The 24,651-nt window shown below is 53.4% G+C and carries 15 protein-coding genes; 7 read left to right on the top strand and 8 right to left on the bottom strand.

Features of this window, described 5'->3' with window-relative positions:
• The first annotated feature begins 136 nt into the window (after window positions 1–136).
• The 6 genes from EYB48_RS10965 to EYB48_RS10940 all read left to right on the top strand — a co-directional run bounded on the left by EYB48_RS10965 (window position 137) and on the right by EYB48_RS10940 (window position 8,736).
• Window positions 137–1,030, top strand: a complete 894-nt coding sequence (locus EYB48_RS10965; protein ID WP_162020390.1) for an NAD kinase — start codon at window positions 137–139, stop codon at window positions 1,028–1,030.
• A gap of 181 nt (window positions 1,031–1,211) precedes the next feature.
• Complete coding sequence (gene recN, locus EYB48_RS10960) at window positions 1,212–2,858, top strand: DNA repair protein RecN (RefSeq protein ID WP_162020389.1); 1,647 nt, start codon at window positions 1,212–1,214, stop codon at window positions 2,856–2,858.
• Between the two features lie 117 nt (window positions 2,859–2,975).
• Window positions 2,976–4,082 carry a ferrochelatase gene (gene hemH, locus EYB48_RS10955; protein ID WP_162020388.1) on the top strand — a complete coding sequence of 369 codons (1,107 nt, stop codon included), beginning with the start codon at window positions 2,976–2,978 and terminating at the stop codon, window positions 4,080–4,082.
• Window positions 4,079–4,942 carry a symmetrical bis(5'-nucleosyl)-tetraphosphatase gene (locus EYB48_RS10950; RefSeq protein WP_162020387.1) on the top strand — a complete coding sequence of 288 codons (864 nt, stop codon included), beginning with the start codon at window positions 4,079–4,081 and terminating at the stop codon, window positions 4,940–4,942. The genes hemH and EYB48_RS10950 overlap by 4 nt, the downstream gene beginning before the upstream one ends.
• A gap of 50 nt (window positions 4,943–4,992) precedes the next feature.
• On the top strand, window positions 4,993–5,616 hold the full coding sequence (locus EYB48_RS10945) for an acyl carrier protein phosphodiesterase (RefSeq protein WP_162020386.1): 624 nt from the start codon (window positions 4,993–4,995) through the stop codon (window positions 5,614–5,616).
• Between the two features lie 324 nt (window positions 5,617–5,940).
• Window positions 5,941–8,736 (top strand): DUF1631 family protein, encoded by a 2,796-nt coding sequence (locus EYB48_RS10940; protein WP_162020385.1) that lies wholly within the window; start codon window positions 5,941–5,943, stop codon window positions 8,734–8,736.
• Window positions 8,737–8,819: 83 nt separating this feature from the next.
• Here EYB48_RS10940 and EYB48_RS10935 read toward each other — a convergent pair whose 3' ends face one another.
• The 6 genes from EYB48_RS10935 to EYB48_RS10910 all read right to left on the bottom strand — a co-directional run bounded on the left by EYB48_RS10935 (window position 8,820) and on the right by EYB48_RS10910 (window position 13,719).
• On the bottom strand, window positions 8,820–9,560 hold the full coding sequence (locus tag EYB48_RS10935; RefSeq protein ID WP_162020384.1) for a lysophospholipid acyltransferase family protein: 741 nt from the start codon (window positions 9,558–9,560) through the stop codon (window positions 8,820–8,822).
• A 286-nt stretch (window positions 9,561–9,846) separates the two neighbouring features.
• Window positions 9,847–11,136, bottom strand: a complete 1,290-nt coding sequence (locus EYB48_RS10930; RefSeq protein WP_162020383.1) for a dihydroorotase — start codon at window positions 11,134–11,136, stop codon at window positions 9,847–9,849.
• 10 nt (window positions 11,137–11,146) lie between these two features.
• A complete protein-coding gene (locus EYB48_RS10925; RefSeq protein ID WP_162020382.1) occupies window positions 11,147–12,121 on the bottom strand; it encodes an aspartate carbamoyltransferase catalytic subunit in 975 nt (324 codons plus the stop codon).
• Window positions 12,114–12,632, bottom strand: coding sequence for a bifunctional pyr operon transcriptional regulator/uracil phosphoribosyltransferase PyrR (pyrR, locus tag EYB48_RS10920; protein WP_162020381.1), 519 nt, complete (start codon window positions 12,630–12,632; stop codon window positions 12,114–12,116). Before pyrR ends, EYB48_RS10925 begins: the two co-directional genes overlap by 8 nt.
• Window positions 12,629–13,024: a Holliday junction resolvase RuvX gene (ruvX, locus tag EYB48_RS10915; protein WP_162020380.1), complete on the bottom strand. Its 396-nt coding sequence runs from the start codon at window positions 13,022–13,024 to the stop codon at window positions 12,629–12,631. The genes pyrR and ruvX overlap by 4 nt, the downstream gene beginning before the upstream one ends.
• Window positions 13,024–13,719, bottom strand: a complete 696-nt coding sequence (locus EYB48_RS10910; RefSeq protein WP_408058288.1) for a YqgE/AlgH family protein — start codon at window positions 13,717–13,719, stop codon at window positions 13,024–13,026. The genes ruvX and EYB48_RS10910 overlap by 1 nt, the downstream gene beginning before the upstream one ends.
• A 116-nt stretch (window positions 13,720–13,835) precedes the next feature.
• Here EYB48_RS10910 and EYB48_RS10905 point away from each other — a divergent pair, with 116 nt between their 5' ends.
• Window positions 13,836–15,320: a cryptochrome/photolyase family protein gene (locus tag EYB48_RS10905; protein ID WP_162020378.1), complete on the top strand. Its 1,485-nt coding sequence runs from the start codon at window positions 13,836–13,838 to the stop codon at window positions 15,318–15,320.
• 83 nt (window positions 15,321–15,403) lie between these two features.
• Here EYB48_RS10905 and EYB48_RS10900 read toward each other — a convergent pair whose 3' ends face one another.
• Both EYB48_RS10900 and EYB48_RS10895 read right to left on the bottom strand, forming a co-directional pair.
• Complete coding sequence (locus EYB48_RS10900) at window positions 15,404–22,159, bottom strand: hybrid sensor histidine kinase/response regulator (protein WP_162020377.1); 6,756 nt, start codon at window positions 22,157–22,159, stop codon at window positions 15,404–15,406.
• An 86-nt stretch (window positions 22,160–22,245) separates the two neighbouring features.
• Window positions 22,246–24,594 (bottom strand): methyl-accepting chemotaxis protein, encoded by a 2,349-nt coding sequence (locus EYB48_RS10895; protein ID WP_162020376.1) that lies wholly within the window; start codon window positions 24,592–24,594, stop codon window positions 22,246–22,248.
• Window positions 24,595–24,651 lie beyond the last annotated feature (57 nt).

Below are 24,651 nucleotides of genomic sequence, written 5' to 3'. Positions count from 1 at the left end.
ATGAATTATGGTCTAATCTGAGCAAGCTCTCCTAGCATTTCGCAAAAATAGCTGGAAAACTGCGTTAGCAAAGGCTCTGATCCGCATGCAAATACCTTAGGGCCAGCCGCAGCAGCGCAGAACTCAATGTGAATTTATGACTGTACACCCAAAAACGATTGCACTTGTTGGTAAGCATAATGCCGCTGGCATCCTCGAATCCATGAGCGAGCTGGCAGCTTTTCTGTATGAGGCAGGCCACACGGTCGTGATCGAAGCAGAGACCGCACAGCATCTGCAAATCGATCAGTTTACCGTCATGTCCGTGGCTGAAATTGGTAAAAGCGCAGACGCTGCGATTGTCATCGGCGGTGACGGCACCATGTTAGGCATTGCGCGCCAGCTGGCACCGTATAACATCCCGCTGATCGGTATCAATCAGGGCCGGTTGGGCTTCATTACGGATATTCCACGCGACCGCATGTTGCCGGTGTTGACGGATATGCTGGATGGAAAATACGTCTCGGAACGCCGTTCACTGTTACAAGCCATCGTAGTGCGTGAAGGCGATCAGATTTTCAGTGGCGTGGCCTTCAATGACATCGTGGTGGCCCGCGGCGCCGGTTCCGGCATGGTCGAATTACGCGTCGATGTCGATACGCATTTTATGTACAACCAACGCTCTGACGGTTTGATCATCTCCACTCCGACCGGATCGACGGCTTACGCTTTGTCAGCTGGCGGACCGCTGCTGCATCCCAACCTGCAAGGAATCGTGATGGTGCCGATCGCGCCACATGCTTTATCGAACCGCCCTATCGTGCTGCCAGACAGTAGCGAAATCGTGATCGAAATCGCTGCCGGGCGCGATATCAGTGTGAACTTCGATATGCAGACCTTTGCCAGTTTGCAGCATGGGGACAAAATCATCGTCAGACGTTCAGCGCATAACGTGACCTTCCTGCATCCTCAGGACTGGAACTACTATCATACCTTGCGTGAAAAACTGCACTGGAATGAATACCCGACCGTATCCGGCGCGCTGAACTAAATCAGTGGCCTGAGCGCAGTATTCATGTGGCAACAGGAGTCACCTATAATGACGGGGTTTGCAGCCAAGAATACGCCGTATTGCGGCAGTTATTTGCTGCCCTGCATACGATGCTGCTACCCGCAAATACCGTCAGCATCCCAATCCAACCTACAGTAACCATCATTGATAAGCGAATGCTATGCTGCGTACCCTAGCCATCCGGAATTTCGTGATTGTCGACCATCTGGAACTGGAGTTTTCCCATGGTTTCAGCGTGCTGACCGGCGAGACCGGCGCAGGTAAGTCGATACTGATCGATGCCCTGAGCCTGAGCCTGGGCGGTCGTGGCGATGCCAGTATGGTCAGGGAAGGCGCAGCCAAGGCGGATATCAGTGCAGAATTTTCCACCCATGCCGCCAGTCAGCACTGGTTAGCGCAGCATGAGTTTGCAGATGCTAACGGTCAGCTGATTTTACGACGGACTATCGATAATGCAGGTCGCTCCAAAGCCTGGATTAACGGCATCACTGCGACAGCCACCCAGTTACGCGAACTCGGCGAGCTATTGATAGACATTCATGGGCAGCATGCGCATCAGGCCTTGCTGCGCAATGAAGTGCAGCGCGATTTGCTCGATACCCAGGGCGGCTTACAGGGCTTGGTAACTGAGGTCGCACGCCTGTTTCAACATTGGCGCAGTATCGCCCGCCAGCGCGAAGAATTTGAAACCAATACCAGGAACGTCTTACTCGAACGTGAACGGCTGGAGTGGCAGGTCGGCGAGCTCAGCAAGCTGCAGCTCAAGGCTGGCGAATGGGAGCAAATCAGCCAGGAACACAGCAAACTTGCGCATGCTGTCAGTCTGCTCGACGGCGCGCAACAGGCAGCTGGCGCGATATCGGATGCCGATCACGCGATACTGTCTCAGCTCACCTCGATTCAACAGCGTCTGCTGAAATTGCTGGCTTATGACAGCGCCTTAAAACCGGTGACTGATGCGCTCGATACTGCCTGCATCCATTTGCAGGAAACCAGCTATGCGCTGAGTGACTACCTGAATCGCACTGAACTGGACCCGGCCCGTCTGCGCGAGGTCGAGCAAAGAGTGGATGTGATACACAGCACGGCCCGGCGTTTCCATGTGGCGCCAGATAAATTGCATCTGGAACTGGACACCCTGTCGGCACAATTGCATCAGCTGTCCGACGCCAGCGACCTGGAAACCCTGCGCCAGCAAGAAGAAAAAGCGCAGCACGCCTATCTGGAACTGGCGAAAAAACTCAGCCATGCACGGCGCGATATCGCAGCCCAGCTCGGGCAGGCAGTCACCACCGCGATGCAGGATCTGAGTATGCGTGGCGGCAGTTTTTCTATCGCTTTGCAGCCCTGCGAACCGGCGTCCTACGGATTGGAGCAAACTGAATTTTTAGTCGCTGGTCATACCGGCGTACAGGCCCGTCCGCTGGCCAAGGTGGCATCCGGCGGCGAACTGGCGCGCATCTCGCTGGCGATTTCTGTGATCACTTCCTGTGCCACCGCGACGCCCACCCTGATTTTTGATGAAGTCGACAGCGGCATAGGCGGTGCAGTAGCCGAAGTGGTCGGTCGTCTGCTCAAGCGTCTGGGTCAGGAAAGGCAGGTACTGTGCGTCACTCATTTACCGCAGGTGGCGAGTCAGGCCAATCAGCATTTTCAGGTCAGCAAACGGCAAGCCGAAGGCAAAACTATCTCCAGCATCATGGCGCTGGACAGCAAGCAACGCGTGGAAGAAATTGCGCGTATGCTGGGAGGCTTGGAGATCACAGCCACCACGCGCAAACACGCACGCGAGCTGCTAGCCTCTTGATGTGTGCTGTAGCCGGATATGCCGCACAGTCTGTAATCTGCGCTGACTGTTCCCAGCTTAGTTTCACTTAATTTCACTTAGTTTCAATAACCCGAAAAACTTATTTTACTCACTGATATGCGCTTTTATCCTGAACCCGACTACTCTCATGGCAAGATCGGTAAAACAGCTGTGGTACTGCTCAACCTCGGCACACCGGATGCGCCGGAACGTTCGGCAGTGCGCCGTTATCTGAAACAGTTTTTGTGGGATCGACGCGTAGTAGAAGTGCCGCGTCCGGTATGGTGGCTGATCCTGAATGGCATCATCCTGCCTTTCCGTTCCGGGCAATCCGCCAAAAAATATGCGTCTATCTGGACTAAAGACGGCTCGCCACTCAAAGTGCATACCGAAAAACAAGCCTTACTGCTCAAAGGCTATCTGGGCGAACGTGGCCATGAAGTGCACGTCACCTATGCGATGCGTTACGGCTCACCGTCTATTCCTTCGGTGCTGAACAAGCTCAAAGCTGAGGGCTATGAACGCATACTGATCCTGTCCGGTTATCCGCAATATTCTGCGACCACCACCGCATCCAACTTTGACGCCGTGTTCCAGCATTATCAGCAAGTGCGCAATGTGCCGGAATTACGTCTGGTCAAAAACTACCATGATCACGATGCGTATATTGAGGCCTTGCGCCAGTCTGTGCTCAAGCACTGGCAAACCCATGGCCGCCCTGAAAAGCTGGTGATGAGCTTCCACGGTTTGCCCAAGGCTTTTCTGTTACGCGGCGATCCTTATCACTGCGAATGCTACAAAACTGCCCGATTACTGGCTGAAAAACTGGGGCTTAGTAAAGAACAGTATCTGGTGACTTTCCAGTCCCGCCTGGGCCGCGCAGAATGGCTGCAGCCTTACACCTCGAATGCAGTGAAAGAATTAGCGCAACAAGGCACTAAACGTATCGATGTGATTTGCCCCGGCTTTATTGTAGATTGTCTGGAAACGCTGGAAGAAATTGCGATGGAAGTCAGGGAAGACTTCTTACATGCTGGCGGCAAGGAATTCAATTACATCCCCTGCCTGAATGAGTCACCGTCCTGGTTACGCGCGCTGGCAGAAATCGCCGAGCAGCATCTGATAGGCTGGCCAACGATGATGACCGTCAGCCTGCGCGAAGAGCAAAAACAGCAGGCATTGATCAGCCGCTCGGAAGCAAAACGCATCGGGGCTCCTTTGTGAATACTGTAGCTGCCGCAAATTCCGTCAGCTCAGCCACCTACTTTATCGGCGATATTCAGGGCTGTGCTGATCAGTTGCGTGAACTGCTGGAAAAAACCGAGGCACTGACACCTGATGCGCGCTATCTGTTTGCGGGTGATCTGGTCAACCGCGGCCCCAAATCCCTGGACAGCTTGCGCCTGATACGCGAGCTGCAACTGGCGGGCCGGGCCGAATCAGTACTGGGCAATCACGATCTGCATTTGCTGGCGGTGGCACACGGCATCCGAAAACCACATCCGTCCGATACCCTGCAGGATATCCTGCAGGCCGAAGACCGTGAGATATTGCTCAACTGGCTGCGCCAGCGTCCGCTGGCCCATCTGGAACAGGGACATTTACTGATCCACGCCGGCTTATTCCCGGACTGGAGCATCGCGCAGGCACAGAGTCTGGGGGCTGAAGTCAGTCAGATGCTGCAATCCGATCACTGGCTGGATTTTCTGGCCGTCATGTATGGCAATCAGCCTGATCGCTGGAGCGAGGATTTACAAGGTGCAGAACGCTGGCGTTGCATCATCAATGCACTGACGCGTATGCGCTACTGCCATCAGGACGGCAGCATGGACTTTGCCATCAAAGAAGGCAAACGCGCAGCGCCGGATCACTATCGGGCCTGGTTTGATTTGCCACGTCAGTCTGCAGATCAGTGTGTGGTATTCGGCCATTGGTCTACGCTGGGTCTGATCGTTGAACCCAACCTGATCAGCCTGGACACCGGTTGCGTCTGGGGTGGTCAGCTCACTGCGGTCCGGCTGCATGATCATCATGTGATACAAATCGACTGTCCACAGCAACAGAAACCGGGTAAACACAGCTAGCGCCAGGCTTACCCTGGCTAAAGTGGCAAGTCTGCAAAGCTAAAGTCAGTATGAATTTTCTGGCACATATTTTCCTGGCTCAGTACAGCCAGGCCGCCATGTTAGGTGGAATTTTAGGAGACTTTGTCCCGGTACGGCATAGCTTTGATTTTCCAGACGAAATGAATCTGGAAATCAAAATCCATCGACTGATCGATAGCTATACCGACCGCCATCCGGCTGTGCTGGCGGCAAAAAGCGTGTTTCCCGCCGACAGCCGCCGCTATGCCGGTATTCTGCTCGATATTTATTTCGATTTTCTGCTGTCTGCGCACTGGAACAACTTCAGTACTCTGCCGCGGGAGAACCTGATTGCCAGCTTCTACCAAGGCATCACTCACTACCAGGCCATACTGCCACCCAGGCTACTCGACATCAGTGATCATATGGTCGCGCATGACTGGCTGGGCGGCTATGCGAATTGGGCAGGTGTCAGCTGGGCGGTGGAGAGAACGGCTAAACGCCTGTCACGCAATGGTCAGGCGCTGATCGCGGGTTTGCCGGTACTCAGGGAAGCCCATGATTTTCTCGACCAGCAATTCCTGCTGTTTTTTCCTCAGTTGCAGCATTACACAGAAATCAGCCGCGCCGAAATCCGGCTAAACTGTTCAGACAGCGTAACTGAGCATCACTGAGTATCATTGAACGCAACTGAATCTGCCTGAGTGTGTCATTGCGGGGCTGCTGCCAGGATAACGAATTTGAATCTGTGGTTCAACAGGGATCAGCAAGACCCAGAATGACAAACAAGTTTTTTGCCTGGCCTTGTTTTCATTTCAGTAATATTTGTCAACAATATTGAATTTCTGCCGTAAACGAAACACAGCAATTCTCATCGACCTTATACTATACCAATAAGTTTTTTACAATATTTCACAGAGCGCATATTTACCCCGTACTGAAGGACTGAGTAAAAATGTGCCGAACGGGAAATTCATGTTCTGTCGTGAAGGAAAGTAATGGATCCGAACGAGCTTTTGCCTGCTGCGCGCGAGCAGTTTCAGGCGGCATTTTTGCAAGCGGTCAAGGATAGCCTGCCGACTTTGCAAGAAAACATATTTAAGTTAGCAGAAGCAGCCCGCTCCTCATCTGAGCAGGCAATGCTGTTACACGCCTATACCATCAGCCGCAAAGCCGATGCCTTGTTGCTGCAATTAGAAAGCTGTCTGGACGCACTGCTCACGCGCAGTTTTCAGACCACCTATAACACTTTCCGACCCAGTTCCTTGCTGCGCATGGATAGTAGCGGCTTATCACTGCTCGATTCAAGTGTGCTGGAAAACGAATTGCTCCTGAATGAAAATACCGCTAGCTTCCGTACTGAAGCAGAGGATCAGATCCGGGACCTGAATATTCGTATTGCGCTGATTTTCGGCCAGGAAACCATCAAGGAAAGAGAAAACCCGTTCCGTCCCTACATCCTGACGCGTTGTATAGCGAATGCCTTAGATGAATTAAAGTTGCAACCTGAACTATCCCGTATCATGAATGAGCATCTGGCATATGTATTACGCCGCCACATTCAGGGTATCTACGAAAAAATCAATCAATTGCTGGCCGCGCACGGCATCGCAGCTGAACTACAGTTTAAGATCAAAAAAAACGGATCAGCACAATCAGCGCCTCCCTTCGCTGGCGGCAACACAGCAGCGAACGCATCGGAGCAGGTTTCTGAATCTTACGGGGAAGAACAATATTCCTCTCAGCACGCTGGGGCTCAAACTGCCTATCAGAGCAATGCATCTGGCATGAACGCAATGCAGGGTATGGGCGGTATGGGCGGTATGAGTGCAATGAATACCATGACAGACCACCCTGAAGGCTTGATGCCATCCATCCCGAATTTGCCCGCACCCGGCAGGCTGGAACAATTGCTGGCCAGGGTCAGGGGGGTGGCCACCAGCGGCGCGCCCCAAGATAATCCAGGCAATAACAGTCTTAGCAAAACTGCAGTCACTCATACGGCCATGAACATGGCAGCAGCACTCACTCAAGCTGCGATGAGCCAGCTTGGAACAAGGAGCGCTGGCGCATTGGATGCGGCGCGCGCTGGACGGCCTGCCAGCATGAACCCGGGCTGGCTGGGCAAACAAGGCTCTATCAGCAAAGCGATACGTCAGTTGTTTGCACCGTCACACAGCAGTCCGGCACTGACAGATGGTGCACTGGCGGCAGATGCGTCGCAATTCAATTCAGCGTCTCATGATGTCATGCATCTGCAGGAAGCCGTTTCAGGACCGGCAAGCTATCAGGGGAACGAATTCAGCGCTGCATCGCCAGCCCCCTTAGCTGATCCGGCCGTATCCAGGGAAGTCTGGCAAGAAAACCTTGCACCCGCTCCGGCCTCCGGCATCGTACAGTCGGTTCATTACTTGCAAAAGGCATTTCAAACGCCGGTTGAACACATGTTCAATCAATACGGCGAAATCCGTAACTTAATACTTGAACAAAGATCCTCGCTCAATGAAATGACGCAGGACGTCGACGAACAGATGACCATCGATGTGGTCGCCATGCTGTTCGAATTCATCCTGAGCGACCACACCGTACCGGCTGAAATCCGCGCCCAGCTTGGGCGTCTGCAATTTTTGGTGCTGAAAGTCGCCTTACGTGATCCCAGCCTGCTGACGCAGAAAGGCCATCCTGCGCGAATGCTGATCAACCGGGTGGGTTCTATATCGCTGGGTTTGAAACAGATAGACCCGACTGGTGCAGATATCGCCGATGAAATCTGCCGCATCGTCGAAACACTACTTGATGATGACAGTGAAAGCGCATTGTTATTCACGCGTATGCTCGATGAGCTGGATGCCTTTATCGCGAAAAAACTGCGCGAGAGTGACGAGCATGTTGCGATCGCAGTCAACACGGTAGAAGACGTACAGCACCGCGCATTGCGCCTATTGCATATCAGCGCACAGTTACACGAAGTGCTGCATGTGCTGAACATGGATGCCTACCTTGAACAATTTCTCGAAACCAGCTGGGTACAGGCGATAGAGTTCGCTGAGCGGGCAGATGAAAAACGTGGCTTACGCTACCGCCTCACGGTAGCGGATCTGTTATGGAGTATTTTACCTAAGCTGGAGCAGGAAGATAAAACCCAGTTATTTGCACTGCTTCCTCTGATTTTAAATACCATACGCGAAGGCTTGGGCAGCATTGCATTTGCCCCCGATGAGCAACAGCATTTGATGGACTGGCTGGTTGACGCCCATACCCGCGCTTTACGGGCTGCACCGGGCCCGGACAATGAACGTTTGTACACCCTGCCGGCACTGCACGAATTATTCTCAGGTTTCGCCTATCAGACAGCGGCGATGAAAGTCATCGATCCTGAGCTGGCTGCCAGTGAAACTCAGAAAATTCTGGAGCAGGCCATACAGGAGCTGGACATACAGGTGCAATTGCTGGATAAGGAAGTGGACCCGGAATTGCTGGCAACTCTGCCGGAAACTGCCAATGCACTCAACGAAGTAGCGATACGTGAGCGTCTGCGCAGCGGAATAAGTCTGGAAGTCAATCTGGGAATTAAACCGACCTCGGGCAAACTGAACTGGGTTGACCCCGAACAAAATCATCTGGTGCTGAGCCTGACTGGCACACCGGAACCCTCTGTCGTCAGTGTGCGTATGTTCCGGCGTATGATCGCACATGGCAGAGTACGTTTTCTGGAAGCAGAACCCTTGTTTGAACGTGCGGTGCAAGCCTTGCTGACCAATGCCGATATGCTGGATGCGCCCGTAGCTTTGTGAATCTGATGTCAATGGCAGTGCATACACGATCAATATACACAAGCTGCCAGCGACAGTGGCCTATATTGAACTAAGCAAACACTTCAAACCGGCTCAGCTATATTCAAAGCCTGTTGCGCCGCCGTTCGGGCTTGCTGGGCGACTTCACGCCGGTGTGCATCACGGGTCGCGATAGCTGGCAGACGTATCAGTTCAGCACGCATTTTCGGTGCCTTCAAAATTTCACGCATACTGTCAACGAAAGTCATATCACCGATAAAATTTGCAGCCGGGTGAAATTCGCCTTGCATATCCACATAGCGAATCACGAAGGGTTGCACCGGCACCTGGGCTTCAATCGCTGCTTCAAACAGATTGGCATGAAACGGCAACACCGTACCTTGTGCGGCGGTCGTCCCTTCAGGGAAAAACGCGATCCGTTTGCCCGCCTGTATCTGATGAACCAGACCTTCGTAAATACGGCGCACTTCGCGTTGTTTGCCGCGCGCCAGAAATATGGTCCCGGCTTTTTCACACAGCCAGCCTATCAGTGGCCAGGAGCGGATATCGGACTTGGCGACAAAATGGCAGGGATGTAGGGTATTGATGACGAAGATGTCGAGCCAGGACACATGATTGGACACGATCATGGCTGGTTCAGCGTGCAAACCCTGCGAGCGATCATCAAATACCACATCTACAGTACAGATAGCCAGCAGCTTTCTGGACCAGCGCCGTATCAGCTTCTCCTGCGTGGCAGAAGAGGAAAACGGAAACAACAAGCCACAGGTTAACAGACCTGCGAGCAGGTGAATAAAGACCCGAAAAAAATGCCAAACGATCATACTGAACTCACCAACCCGCCAGGGAGAGGAAAAACTAAATTATTTACGATAAAACAGAGTTCACGCCAGTACTATGATGCAATTGTTGTAAAGCAAGCGAATTTCTGTACGCCTGAATTCAACAACATCAGCCTGACGCGGCCAGATCCGGTCTGACCAGGCGGCAAACTCACTCCAGCTAACGCAGTGTTCTATACGGCAAACTGTGAGAGCGAAAAGAAGCTTGAGAACTCTGAGAAAAATAAAACGCCGGAGCCCACCTGTGCTCCGGCGCGATCAACATGGATTAGCGCTCACCGTATTCGTAGGCGATGCGACCTCCCACCATCGTCATTCTGACCTGCCCTGGTAACTCATAACCCAGGAAAGGCGTGTGTTTGCCCTGACTGAGCAAGCTGGAGGCCTGTACTTTCCAGCGGGTATCCGGGTCGAACACACAGATGTCAGCTTCAGCACCCACTTGCAGACTGCCGCCGGCGATGCCAGCCACCTTCGCTGCATCAATGGTGATTTTACGGATAGCAGTCGCAATACTGATTTCACCCCGACTGTCTTCGGCCCATTTCAAGGCCAGCGACAACAGCAACTCCAGACCGGTTGCACCAGGTGAAGCTTCGGCAAACGGCAGCAGCTTTTCGTCATCGTCGACCGGGGTGTGATCGGAACAAATGGCATCAATCGTGCCATCTTGCAGTGCTGCTTTGATCGCATCGCGGTCACGCTGACTGCGCAAAGGCGGATCGATACGTGCATTGGAATCAAAGAAGCCGATATCCGCATCGGTCATATGTACATGATGGGCGCTCACGTCACAGCTCAGTGGCAAGCCTTCTTTCTTAACCTGACGGATCAGTTCCAGTCCTGCCGCTGAAGAAATACGGCAGACATGGACTTTAGCGCCAGTTGCGCGCATCAGCTCAAACAGCGTATGCAAGGCGATAGTCTCTGCCATCACTGGCACACCGGATAAGCCCAGACGCGAAGCCAGCGGCCCTGCATGCGCTACCCCACCACGTCCGATATACGCATCCTGTGGACGCAACCAGACTGTATAACCAAAAGTACTTGCATACTGCAAAGCGCGCTGCATCGTATTGGTATCTGCGATCGGATGCTCTGCTTGAGAGAAACCAATACAACCGGCCTCAGTCAGCGCTGCCATCTCCGTCAGGGACTCGCCTTTCAGGCCTATAGTCAGTGCACCCAGCGGATACACATGGGCTTTGTGCTGGGTATGGGCACGCTGCTTGAGCATTTCCACCAGACCGGATTCATCCAGCACCGGATCAGTATCCGGCGGACAGACCAGGCTGGTCACGCCACCGCGCATCGCGGCCTGTAATTCGGATTCCAGTGTGGCCTTGTATTCAAAACCGGGTTCGCGCAAACGCGCACTCAAGTCCACCAGGCCTGGCGCCAGCACCAGACCGCTGGCATCGATGATGCGCTCAGCAGTAAAGCCAGCCGGTGCGCTACCAAGTGCGACAATTTTTCCATCTGCGATAAACACATCCTGCACTGCATCTGTGTTGCTGGCCGGGTCGATCACACGACCATTTTTAATTTGTAATTGCATGCTCATCTCCTCAGGCATCGCCACCGCTGTTACCAGCAACAATACTCATCACCGCCATACGCACGGCAATACCGAAAGTTACTTGTGGCAATATCACCGCCTGCGGTCCATCGGCAACGGCAGAGTCGATTTCCACGCCACGGTTCATCGGTCCCGGATGCATCACGATGGCATCCGGTTTGGCCAGCGCCAGACGTTCCGGTGTCAGGCCGTAGCTCTTGAAATATTCTTGAGCGGATGGCAGCAAGGCACCACTCATGCGCTCATTCTGCAAGCGCAGCATGATGATCACATCAACGCCCTTGAGTCCTTCATTCATGTCGTGGAACACCCGTACACCCATCTGCTCCAGACCGCCTGGCAACAAGGTACGCGGGCCGATCACGCGAACTTCCGGCACGCCCAGCGTGGTCAGGGCATGGATATCAGAACGCGCCACCCGGCTGTGCAGTACGTCCCCGACGATGGCCACCGTCAGATTATTAAAATCTTTTTTGTAGTGACGGATGGTGTACATGTCGAGCAGACCCTGAGTCGGGTGCGCATGACGGCCATCACCGGCGTTCACCACGTGTACATGATGCTGACGGGTGTCATTGAGATGTTTGGCAATCAAAAAAGGCGCACCGGACGTCGCATGTCGCACCACAAACATATCGGCATGCATGGCCGCCAGATTGTCTATCGTATCGAGCAGAGATTCGCCCTTGCTGGTACTGGACGCCGCGATGTTGAGATTAATCACATCAGCAGACAGGCGTTTCGATGCGATTTCAAACGTAGTCCGGGTGCGGGTGGAGTTTTCAAAGAACAGATTGAACACGCTTTTACCACGCAGCAGCGGGACTTTTTTCACTTCGCGATCACTGATACTGACGAAAGAAGAAGCCGTATCCAGAATGTGGTAGATGATGGATTTCGGCAAACCTTCGATAGTCAGCAGATGCTGGAGTTCGCCGTGTTTATTGAGCTGAGGATTATGCATGGTCGATAGAGATACTCAAGAGGCCATCGTCTGCGCGGTGCAGATTGACAGAGACAGCTGGTTCAAATGCGGCAACATGGGCAACGAAATCGGCAGCAACCGGTAATTCGCGACCACCACGATCGACCAGCGCAGCCAGCATAATGCGGGCCGGACGACCGTAATCAAATAATTCGTTAATTGCGGCACGCGTGGTGCGCCCGGTGTATAACACGTCATCGACCAGAATAATCTGCGCCGCATCGACTGCGAAGCTGATCTGGGTCGGCCTGACGTCTGCGTGTAAGCCTTTCGCCGCATAGTCATCACGGTAAAACGAGACATCGATCATGCCAGCCGGTGTGCTTAAGTCCAGGTCACGCGCGAGACGCTCCGCGATCCAGGCACCACCGGAATAAATACCAACCACCGCCAGACCGGCAGTATCGGGAAAAGCCTGTTGTATCTGCTGCAGTAATTGCGCATACAGCGCCTCTGCATCCAGCGTAAGGGTAGGAGTAGATGTACTCATGGTGTCTCATCAAAGTATTGTTGCAGAATCAGGGCGGCGGCATCGTCATCTATGTGTTCTCCGCGCTGTGCGTGCAAAACAGCCGAGGTATAACGTTCATCGACCAGGACCACAGGCACGCCATAGCGGCCATTGAGCTGATTCGCGAAGCGCTTGCAGCGCACACTCATTTCATGCTCACTGCCATCCGGATGGCTGGGCAAACCGACTACACACAGCACGGGCTGCCATTGCTGTATCAGGCTGCTCAAGGCAGCGAATTTCGCGTCATTGCCGGGTGCGTGAATAATCTGTAAGGCTTCCGCCTGGCGCAGCAAGGTATTACCCACTGCGACGCCTATCCGCTTCAGACCAAAATCAAATGCCAGTATGCTGCCCTCAGGAGTACGCATCAGGCATGCCCCGCTTCAGCTGTCAGCATCCAGGGATCGATGCCTAATAAACGGATCGCGGCCTGATAGCGCTCCTCGACCGGTAGCTCAAACAGGATGTCAGTCTGGGCCGGTACTGTGAGCCAGCTATTAGCGAGTAGTTCCTTTTCCAGCTGTCCGGCACCCCAGCCCGCGTAGCCGACGCTGATCAATACTTTTTCCGGGCCATCACCAGCCGCCACCGCTTCGAGTACATCGCGCGAGGTAGTGAAGGCAAGCTCAGTCGTCACCTTGAGCGAAGAAGTATATTGTCCGGCCGGTGCATGCAGTACAAAGCCACGATCATCCTGCACCGGGCCGCCAAACATCACGGCGTGTTTACCCATAGGATGCGAGTCAGGAATATTTTCCAGTTTCAGATCGATACGGTCGAACAGGCCTGCCACGTTCAGGTCAGTGGGACGATTGATCACCAGGCCCATCGCGCCGCGTGAATTGTGCTCGCACAAATAAACCACAGCGCCGGCAAATACCGGATCTTGCAAAGAAGGCATGGCAATCAGGAAGTGATTGCTCAGATTTAATTCAGCAGCCTCAGCTGCAGCGGTGTCAGAAGAAAGCGGACTGCCGGGATCAGAAACAACAGGAGCAGACGTCGTACTGTCTTCCTGGGATTCGGTTTGGAGGGATTTTGTGTGCTTCGCCATAGCCGCCATTTTAGCAGTTTTAGCGTGCTTTTTCGATGTGTGATAATGTGCGCCGGATACCAGGAAGCCTGCGCACAGCGAAATAAGACGTGGGTTCCAACCTCCCTCAACCTGATCTGTTCTGTATGACTAAGACTCCCAATTTTCAGCGCGCATTGGTCTGGTTCCGCCGTGATTTGCGTCTGCACGACCATGCGGCGCTGTATCACGCGCTGAAGCAGAGCCGCGAAGTCTGTTTTGCTTTTATTTTCGACAAGTCTATTTTGCAAGGCCTGCCAGCCGATGACAGGCGGGTACGCTTCCTCCATGCCAGTGTGCTCGAGTTACAGCAATTGCTGCGGGCTCGTGGTGGCGAACTGATCGTACGCTATGATGCGGCTGAAAGCGCGATCCCGGCGCTGGTGCGCGAATTGGGCATCGATGCGGTGTTCGTGAACCGCGACTACGAACCTGCCGCCATCGCACGTGACCAGCGCGTGGCGACGCAGTTGCAAGCGCAGTCCTGTGCATTTTTAGACAGCAAAGATCAGGTCATTTTTGAACAGAATGAAGTCCTGTCACAGAGCGGCACCCCATTTTCTGTATTCACCCCGTATAAAAATGCGTGGTTAAAAAAATTCTATGGCGAAGGCAGCGATTTCTACGCGCGTGCCTATCCATCCGATGCGTATTGTCAGCAGTTACAGGCACCGCTGCACTGTGAAGTGCCGGGTCTGGCCGGGATGGGTTTTGCCGCCAGCCTGGATGAAGAGTTAAAAATAGCCAGCGGCGTATCCGGTGCTGAAGCACTGTGCGAAGCATTTCTGCCAAGGCTGAACCACTACGATGTCAGGCGTGATTATCCTTCAGTAAAAGGGCCGTCCTATCTGAGCGTGCATCTGCGTTTCGGCACGATTTCTATACGGCAGCTGGTCAGACATGCATTGGAAGCGATACGGACTCAGGCCAGCAAAGGTGCTGAAACCTGGCTGTCGGAGCTGATCTGGCGGGATTTTTACTTCATGATACTGCACCACCATCCAAGGGTAGTACAAGGTGCTTTCAAGCCCGCTTATGACGCAATTCAGTGGGAACAAGGTGCACAGGCGGATCAGCATTTTGCGGCCTGGTGTAACGGTAATACCGGCTATCCACTGGTCGACGCCGCCATGCGGCAGTTGAATCAGTCCGGTTACATGCATAACCGTTTAAGAATGGTGACCGCCTGTTTTCTGATTAAGGACCTGGGCATAGACTGGCGGCGCGGCGAAGCTTACTTCGCACAAAAATTACTGGACTTTGATCTGGCGGCCAACAATGGCGGCTGGCAGTGGGCTGCGTCTTCAGGTTGCGATGCGCAACCTTACTTCCGGATTTTCAACCCCATCACCCAATCCGAAAAATTTGATGCGGACGGCAAATTCATCACACGCTATCTGCCACAGCTGGCCAGGCTGGATAAAAAAAGCCTACACGCGCCGTGGAAAGCTGCACCCATGTTATTACAGCAGGCCGGTGTCAGCTTGGGTGAGAATTACCCCTATCCCATCGTGGAACACGATGTCGCACGCCAGCAAACACTCAGCCGTTACGCAGTGGTGAAAAATCAGGCCGTTTCTGACGACAGCTAAGTAAAAGACACAAAAAAGACACAACAAAAAAGCGGAGACTAACTCCGCTTTTTTGTTTATTCAAATACTCAGGCTTCCAACCATCAGACGATGACGGCATGCTCCTGTCCGACAAAATGGACAATCGCTGCCAGTAAGTCGTCCTCGCGGTAAGGCTTACCGAAATACTCATTCACACCCAGTTCCTTCGCATAGTTACGGTGTTTATCCGCAGTACGTGAAGTAATCATGATGATAGGAATATGCTTGGTACGACTGTCACTGCGCACGTTACGGGTCAGATCGAAACCATCCATACGCGGCATTTCAATATCCACCAGCATCACATCCGGCGTGACCGATTGTAATTGCTCAAGCGCGTCAATACCGTCTTTGGCCAAGATCACCTGATAGCCTTCACGTGTCAGCAAACGCTGGGTCACGCGGCGCACCGTCAGGGAATCATCCACCACCATCACTGTATGCTGGGTACGCAAGCCCTGTACCGGTTCGCTACGGACAGGCTGCATCGTTTCCTGATGATGCAGGTCAGCCACAGCGCCCGGCACGGTTTCTGTGCCAGCTTGTGGCAGACGCGCACGTTCAGTTTCGAAACGCTGCGCCAGTGGTACCGGATTCAGAATCAACACGATTTCACCGGAACCCAGCACCGTTGCACCGGCAATACCTGCCATACGCGCCAGTTGCGGGCCGATGTTTTTAACCACCACCTCGCGATTGCCGAGAATTTCATCGATGTGCAAAGCAACGCGTTCAGTACCGCTCTTCATGATCAGCAAAGGTGTGTATTGCTGCGCCATCGGCACCACTTCACGATGTCCAAGCAACGATGACAGGAAATGCATTGCCACGCGCTGGCCCTGCCACATGACGGCACCATCGTTATACGCATTCGCCAGTGCATTCGATTTCAGATGCTGCACCTGTTCCACCAATACCGAAGGAACAGCAAAAGTGCGGCCACCAGCGGATAACAATACAACCTGCGTCACAGCCAGTGTCAGCGGCAAGTGAATCGTAAATTCCGCACCCTGACCACTGCTGGTCACGACTTCGACACGGCCACCCAGAGAGGCTGCTTCGGAACGCACCACGTCCATACCAACGCCGCGTCCAGCCAGCTCAGTCACTTCAGATGCAGTGGTAAAGCCTGGCTCAAAAATCAGGCCGGCTGTCTCAGCTTCACCTGGCTCATCGTCCAGACTCAACAGGCCTACACTCAGGGCTTTTTCACGGATAGAGTTCAGGTTCAGCCCCTGGCCATCATCCTTAAAGCGGATCATGACCTCGTTACCTTCCTGACGGATTTCTATCAGTAACTCGCCGGTTTCATTCTTACCTGTGGTTTTACGCTGCTCACGGCTTTCTATGCCATGCACAATCGCATTTCGCAGCAAATGTTCAAACGGACCTACCATTTTTTCCAGAACGCCACGGTCCATTTCTACGTTGGAACCACGGATATCCAGATTGACGCGCTTATCAAGTTCTTTCGCAGTCTGCCGGGTTACACGGTACAAACGCTCAGACACGCTGGCAAACGGAATCATACGCACGCGCATCAAATCCTGTTGCAATTCACGGGTCAGACGTGCCTGCACATGCAGGTTGCCGGAAGCGCCATCGATGGTACGGGTCAGATTGGTCTGCACCGTCGCCACGTCGCTCACGCTCTCGGCCATCATGCGGGTCAGTTCCTGCAAACGTGTGAAACGGTCGAACTCCAGCGGGTCAAATTCGCGGTCGCCAGAATGTGCCATACGCGAAGTAATCTGGGTTTCCGCCTGAATTTCCACTTCGCGTAACTGGGAACGCAGACGGTTCACGTTTTCGGTCAGCTCACTCAGCGATGAACGCAGCGTACCCACTTCATTTTCCAAACGTGAACGCGAGATCGACACTTCACCGGCCTGGTTAACCAGGCGATCCAGCACGTCAGCGCGCACGCGCACCAGCGGCACCGGACCGGCTGCCGCAGCCGGAGTAGCAGCTGGAACAGCTGGCGTGAAATTTGTTTTCTTTGCGCCGTCTGTGTTCAGTGGCATCAATGGCGTCAGACTGACCATATCGCGCGGTTTAGCCGCGGGTTCAGCTTCACCAGCCACCATCGCTTCCTGGAACTGATCGAGTTCTTGCGCAGCTGTCAGCGGCGCATCGCTTACGGCCGGCTGGGCAAATGCTTCAGGATTTTGCAGCTGATCGAACATTTGCATGCTCAAATCGTGGCGTGCCATCAGATCATCCAGCAAAGGCAAACGTACCGTGCTACCGGCAGCCATCAGACTTTCGATGCGGGTTTCCATATCATGGATATGCTGTCCCAGTCCCATCGCACCAGCCATCCTTGCACTACCTTTGATGGTGTGCATCAGACGGGCGATCGCCTGTGGCGTCGCACTGTCAGCCGGATTGTCCTGCCAGCTGCGCAATAACTGCCCTACCATAGGCAGTAAATCCTGCCCTTCTTCGATAAATACCGGCAGCAAATCCTGATCCAGTTCATCATTGATCTGGATGCCGGATGTGTTTTCGCTGGCAGACTGGGTATCAATGACATTGACACTGCTGACGACAGCTTCCGTATGCGGTGCAAGCTGTGCCTGTGCTAATTCAGCGGATTCCACCTGCTCCAGCGCAGCAACATCAGCAGCATCTGCGGCATCTGCATTCACGGCAGACAAATCCGACAAATCAAGGCGTTCATTGGTGGAGGTGATGAATTCCTCGTCCGCACCAGCGTCAGAGCGGCTGATCACATCCTGCAATAAAGCTTCCAGCTGTTTAACTTCATCCGGCGCATAATCTGCCATTTCGGACAAGGCAAACTTTTGCAGCATGCGTTTGGCAGTATCCAGCGCGTGATCCAGCACATCATACTCATGGGCTTGCAAAACCACAGAGTGACGTGCCAGACGCTGCAACACCAGTTCCAGGCTATGCGCGAGTTCTTGCAAAGGCTTGAGTCCAACCGTGGCGGAACTGCCGGCCAGTGAGTGCGTTGCGTGAATCGCATGGGTGGTCACAGGCCGGTAAGACTCATGACGCCACTCCGCGAAATCCTGGCTCAGGAAGCGCACGATTTCATCGGTTTCTGCCATATAGATAGAGAACAGCGGCAAACTGATTTCCAGATCACCGATGCGCTTAATATTGTCATCCAGTGTGACTGCCGGTTTGCTTAAGTCCGGGAATTCAATGATTTTTGCGCCGTTCTGGACAGGGTCCAGCGCTTCATTTTGCGCTGTGACTTGTACCAGCTGGTCTTCCGGCAATACAGACGCTGCGTTCAGCTCATCCGGTTGTTGTGCTGCCTGTTGCATTTCGGCGCGCACTTCTGCATCGATTTCAGCCAGTATCTGCGCAGTCAGTTCCGGTTCAGATGGCAGCTCAGCAGCCAGCAGATCCGCTGCTTCCGGGCCAGATTCAGCGCCGGCTTCAACGACAACTGGCAGTTCAGACAGGATCTGTCCGGCGACTGCAACTTCATCGATTTCCGTTTCAGGCAAGACCAGCTCAGGCGAACTGCTCAGCAGTTCATCGCTGCGTTCAGGCTGATATTCAGGTTGATATTCAGGCTGATGTTCAAAGCTAACTTGCGGCATCAGCGCATCGGCTTGCAGTTCGGCTTCTGTGTGCGCTTCTGTGTGCGCTTCTGCCTGCAGCTCCGCTTCCGGCGTCAGTATCATGTGAGCCAGATCAGCAGGTACCTCTGTCATCTCGATCAGCTCAGCTTCTTCTGACGGTGCTGGCACATCCGACAATGCAGTCAATTCCGGTAATGCCGTATCCAGGCTCACATCCGCGATCACATCCTCGGCCACATCAGCAGCCAGGTCATCCATCGCCAGAGCCGCTTCCTGCAAAGGCGCAGCGATCGTTTCCGGGAACTGATACGGTGTACTTGCAGTGAGTTCAAACTCCGGTGAGGCATCCGTAATGAGCGGCTCTGCCTCGATCACAGCGGCTGATTCCAGCTCAGCGCTGAGCGCAGCATCAGATGCATCAGGCTCATGCACAGCAGTCTGATCGCTCTCGTGCGTGTCTGTCAGCGCATTTGCAGCTATATCAGCTATATCACCAACAACATCATCAGCCGTGATTTCATGTGCGTCGTCTGCAGCTGCTTCAACTGGCAAGCCGGCTTGCGCTGTCAGCGCGGTATGCTCCGGCTCCAGTTGTTTAGCAATGCTATCCAATTCCACGCTGTCAGGCTGAACCGGTTCAGCAAACGCAACAGGTTCAACGACTTCAGCGCCGGTATCGGTGGCCTCTGCGACTTCATGAGGTGCGGCAGCTGCCGGTGCCAGGGTCTCAGGCACATCTTCATAATCGAGCCCGGATTTCACACGCTGTGCAGCTTCGATAATCGCGGCGCCAGTGCGGTGCGACCAGGCTTGTTGCTTCAGTTCTTCCGTCCACAATGCCAGCTCATGGGAGGCGCGCTCCAGCAAGCGATACAAATTCTCATTGCCTGGTTTAGATTCGGACAGCCAGATATTCATGACCTGCTCAATATGCCATGCGGTCTCGCCAAACACATTCAGGCCTACCATACGGCTGCTGCCTTTGAGTGTGTGGAAAGAACGACGCAGGCTGGTCAGGTATTCCTGATTATCCGTATCTTTGCGCGACAAAGGCAAAGTCTGTCCGACGAATTCCAGCACTTCTTCCGCTTCACCCAGGAAAATTTCCAGCAATTCGGCATCAATCGCTTCTTCCGATTGTGGCAGCGTATTCTGCGCAGCAGGCGCAACCACTGCCGCCGTCTGCGCTTCGCCTGCTACCAGATGCTGTAAACCGGAATGCGCTTCATCATCAGCATTGTCCAGCATGGCAATGGCTGCGCGTGCGCGGTCACTCGCATCGGCATCATCCAGCAGCGTCGCCACTTTGCGTTCCGACTCCAGCGATTGCTTTAATTGCTCTTGCAAATCCTGATCTTCCGGATGCGCCACTAAGGAAGCAGCCAGACGGGCTGATTCCTGCTGCTGATTAGCGAGCTCTTGTTCTGCAGTCTGTACCGCAGCGGACTGACCTGCGGTATGCGCTGTTTGCACATCTGCAGTAGCTGGCAACAACTCTTTCTGTACCGGGGCTTCGAGTAAATGTGAACGGAACACACCACTGTCAGGATCAAAAGTAAACTTCTTCCTGGCGGTTTCCGGCTGCGTCTGCATCGTTTCGATGAAGAAGCTCAGGGCACCAATATTCTGTGCCACCTGACGATGACTGGCTTCCAGTTCCGGGCTAAGCTGCCCATCTTCCGGCGCGACAAATTGCGTAATCAGTGCGCGGGTATGCTCCACTGCACGCATAGCGTCATCCTGATCCAGGATTGCCAGCGCACCGCCGATCTGGTGCAAGGTGCCATCGACTGGTTTGAGTAAGTCAGTCTGATCCGGGTGACGGAAATATTCATCCAGATTTTTTTCAATCTGACGCAGGCTGGCCTGCATCTCAGCAACCAATACTGACATGGTCTGACGCTGCTGCGCTTCACGCGAGATTTCGCCCATCCAGGCGGCCTGGGATTGTGGTTCATCACCAGACACGACCGACAATAAACGAGAGGTAATCTCTTCCGAACGCTCAGCAAAATGCGCCGGCAAACGGGTAATCTGATCCAGTGCATTTTCGACGAACAACAGGCTGGTCGCGAGTTCCAGCGCGAGCTTGTTACCATCTTCTGAATGCGCGACATGACGCGCAATACCGCTGAGTTCACGCAACAGTTTGGACAGCGCAGGAGAATTCAAGCCGTTGCCGGTTTCAGCCAGGTCTTTCATCTTGGCCGAAAATTTATCTGCCAGACCGGACTCGCCGTTGGCAATACGTCCCCACAGGTTTTTCACTGCAGTCAATTGCTCTTTCGCGCTGCTCAGCACACCTGCAGCGATCTGACCATAATTTTTCTGGTCATAATCGAGTGGCACCGTGTTATTCAGCGCATAGGCCTGACGCACACGCGCCACAAAAGGCGTAGGCTGTTCAACCTGGGCGATAAAAAACAGGGCATCACGTAACAGGCGTTCCGGTATCGTGGTGACACCCTCGACCAGACGGCGTATCTGCAAATTGATACGACCAAAAATTTGTTTCACATATTGCTGATTCGGAATGCTGCCAGTCGCTACTGACTCGATGAAGGCTCGCATCACGACCCAGAAGGCTTTTGCCTGCGGGTTGGACTGGACCTGATCGATTTCAGCAACCAGTTCTTGCATTGCCAATGCGGCTTCCTGCTGTTTTTGTGCATCTTTAGCAGTCAGCACCGTCAGCAGTTGTTTTTCAAAACGCTGGCGCAAACCGTTGTAGGCCGGTGCCGCTCCGCTATGGGTCACGGTCAGTTCAGGGATTTTCTCGCGTACTGCCAGTGCCGGGAAAAACAGGTCGGCCGGATGAATACGCTCGGCACCTTTCAACTGTAATAAGCCACGGTAGTAAGGGAACAGACGGACCGGCTGATGACTGGCGCCAGACAATAAGTCTTCCAGATAGCGCAATACCGCATGAAAAGCATCCAGGATGACGTCTATATTTTCCTGGTTGAGATCAAGCTGCTTTGCCTGCAGGCGTTCCAGTAACTCTTCTATGGTTTCTGTGACGATGGCAACGCCATCAATATCAACGATCTGTAAAGCACCGTGCGCCTGATGCAGATAATTTTTCGCATGCAGTAAAGTCGTGGTGCGGCTTTCCTCATCCTGCACCAGGGCCTCAGTCAGGAACTTGCCTGAATGATTAATCGCTTCACGGATATCCGCCATTACCCAGGACAGAGGTCCGGTGTCAAACTGTTCTTCTGACAGCTCAGGCGAATTGGAAAATTCGTATGTCATGCGTACTCCGCAAACTCAAGCGGCAATGAAGAAATCTTCATTGCCTTGCAAAAAGACAGGGGCAATACTGCCCCGTAGCTTGAAAATCAGGCCGTCACTTTGAATCGTGACACCGAGTTTTTCAGCTCTTCCGCCAGCAACGCCAGTTGCTTAATGGAGTCAGCTGTCTGCTGGGTACCGGTACGGGTCTGGTCATTCATACTCAGAATGTGCTGAATGTTTTGTGCAACGCCGTTCGCAGAAGTTGCCTGCTGTTCCGTCGCCAGCGAGATACCCTGAATCAGTTCCGCCAAACGGTTAGAAACGCTACGGATTTCTGCCAGCGCAGTACCGGCCGCATCGGACAGCTTCGCACCCTCAACCACACCCTGAGTGGATTTTTCCATCGCGGCTACCGCATCATGGGTATCGGTCTGAATCGTACGAACCAGCGCACCGATCTGTTTGGTCGCTTCAGCAGAACGTTCCGCCAGTCGCTGCACCTCTTCCGCAACCACCGAGAAGCCTCGTCCGGCTTCACCCGCAGATGCCGCCTGAATCGCCGCATTCAGCGCCAGTACGTTGGTCTGTTCGGTAATGTCAGAAATCAGTTCTGTGATCTCACCAATCTCCTGGGAAGATTCACCCAGACGTTTAATACGTTTAGACGTTTCCTGGATTTGTTCGCGAATCTCATTCATACCCTTGATCGCGTCTTCAACCGCATGCGCGCCCTGCTCCGCCGCAGCAACCGATTGACGCGCAACCTCGGCCGACTCATTCGCAGAACGCGAAACGTCGGTAATTTCCGCCGCCATCGTCAGAACTGCCTGACCTGCATCAGTAATTTCGCGTGATTGCTGTTCAGACGCGTCCAACAGATTGTTAGAAATATCCTGCGCCAGATCAGACGCAGAGGTAACCTGCTCCGCTGTGTTGGTAACACGACCTACCAGACCACGCAACTCTTCCACCGTGTAGTTAACCGAGTCGGCAATCGCACCGGTAATATCTTCAGAAACCGTCGCCTGCACCGTCAAGTCACCGTCCGCCACTTCCTGCAATTCATTCATCAGTCGCAAAATCGCAGCCTGGTTCTGATCGTTAGCAGCTTTCGCTTCTTCTTCCTGTTTCTTCGCCTGCAGCATCTGGGACGCTGCTTCCTGACGACGTTCATTCGCCTCTTTAGCGCGGTTACGGCTTTCCTGCAACAGAACCAGCGCGTTACCTAAGGCAGCAGCCAGTGCTAAAGCTGCCGACAACATGACCATCACGAAGCTGATACTGGTGGAATCCTGCTGCGCAGTATAAGTTTTTTGCAGAACGCTCAGCTTGGCTTTTAATTCCTCATTTTCATTAAACAGCAACTGTTCAGACTGTTTAGCGGCAATGAAGTTTTGCAAGTTACCCAGAATCACAGACACGCTGTCTTTGTATTCCGCGAACACTTTTTTCAGTTCTTCCAGTTTTTCACGGGTATCTGCATCCTTGGTGGCCGTCAGACGCAATACATCACTACCTGACAGGAAGCCTTCCACCAGATCATAGAAAGTGTTGGTATCTTTACTCAGCAAGAATGCCGTTTCAGGATTAACACCCTCAGAAGTCAGGAATTCATTCGCACTACGCCCCAGACGCTGGGTCAACATGACCAGCTGGCCGGAAGCGGAAATTTCACGTGCCGAGCCACCGCCCTGCACCTTGAGTGTGGAAATTTGTTCTGTGAGTTCCAGCAAAACCGGCGACAAGGTATTCAATTTGCGCAGAGTCTGACCGAAACCAGTCAACTCTTTGCGACGGTTCAGAATGGTTTCCGCCGCCTTGTTTGAACTTTGCCAGGTTTTGATGGTTTCATTCAGCACCGGCGTCAACGACGAACTCGCACTAGGCACATAACGCCCCTGGTACTTACCACCTTCCAGCAGGGTCTTTAAATCTGCATTGATTTCGTTACGACTATCTTCCAGCTGCTTAAACGCTTCCACATTACCCTGAATCGCATTTGGTGCCGCTTTACCGATACGCTGGGAGTGCATCAGCACATCACCCGAAATCTGTACCTGAGTTGAGACATTCGCAGACTGGCGAGAGTTGAGATACACGAAAATTGCACCTAAAATCAGGGAAGCACCCATCACAAACGTCAAAATACGACCCTGTTGTCTCAGTGTCATTTTGCCGATAATTGGCAGGCGGATATCGCCACCTTTTTCCAGCGCATCACCAATGAAGGTCGCGTCCGCATGGGTTGCCGACAGTGCGTCTGCGGCTAAGGCCGGGCGTGTCTCGGACACTGCCGCTGCTGCCGGTACTGCTTCCGGGTTCAGCATACGGACATTTGTTGCTTCTTCTATTTCAACCGAATCAGCATTTCCAAGCGACCTTGCCGCAACGTCGGTTCCGTCAACTTCCGGAGTTTCTTTTCCTTTGGACAAGAACGGTAGATTGAATGCCATTACTAAGTCTCCTAAACGATTGAAAAGCTATCAGCAGTATTCAATAAACTACTGAAC

This window comes from Cognatundibacterium crateris (assembly GCF_010078235.1).
GTDB classification, from domain to species: Bacteria; Pseudomonadota; Gammaproteobacteria; order Burkholderiales; family Burkholderiaceae_D; genus Undibacterium; species Undibacterium crateris.
Note: the sequence above shows the minus strand (reverse complement) of the source record. Positions and strands in the feature narration are given on the sequence as shown.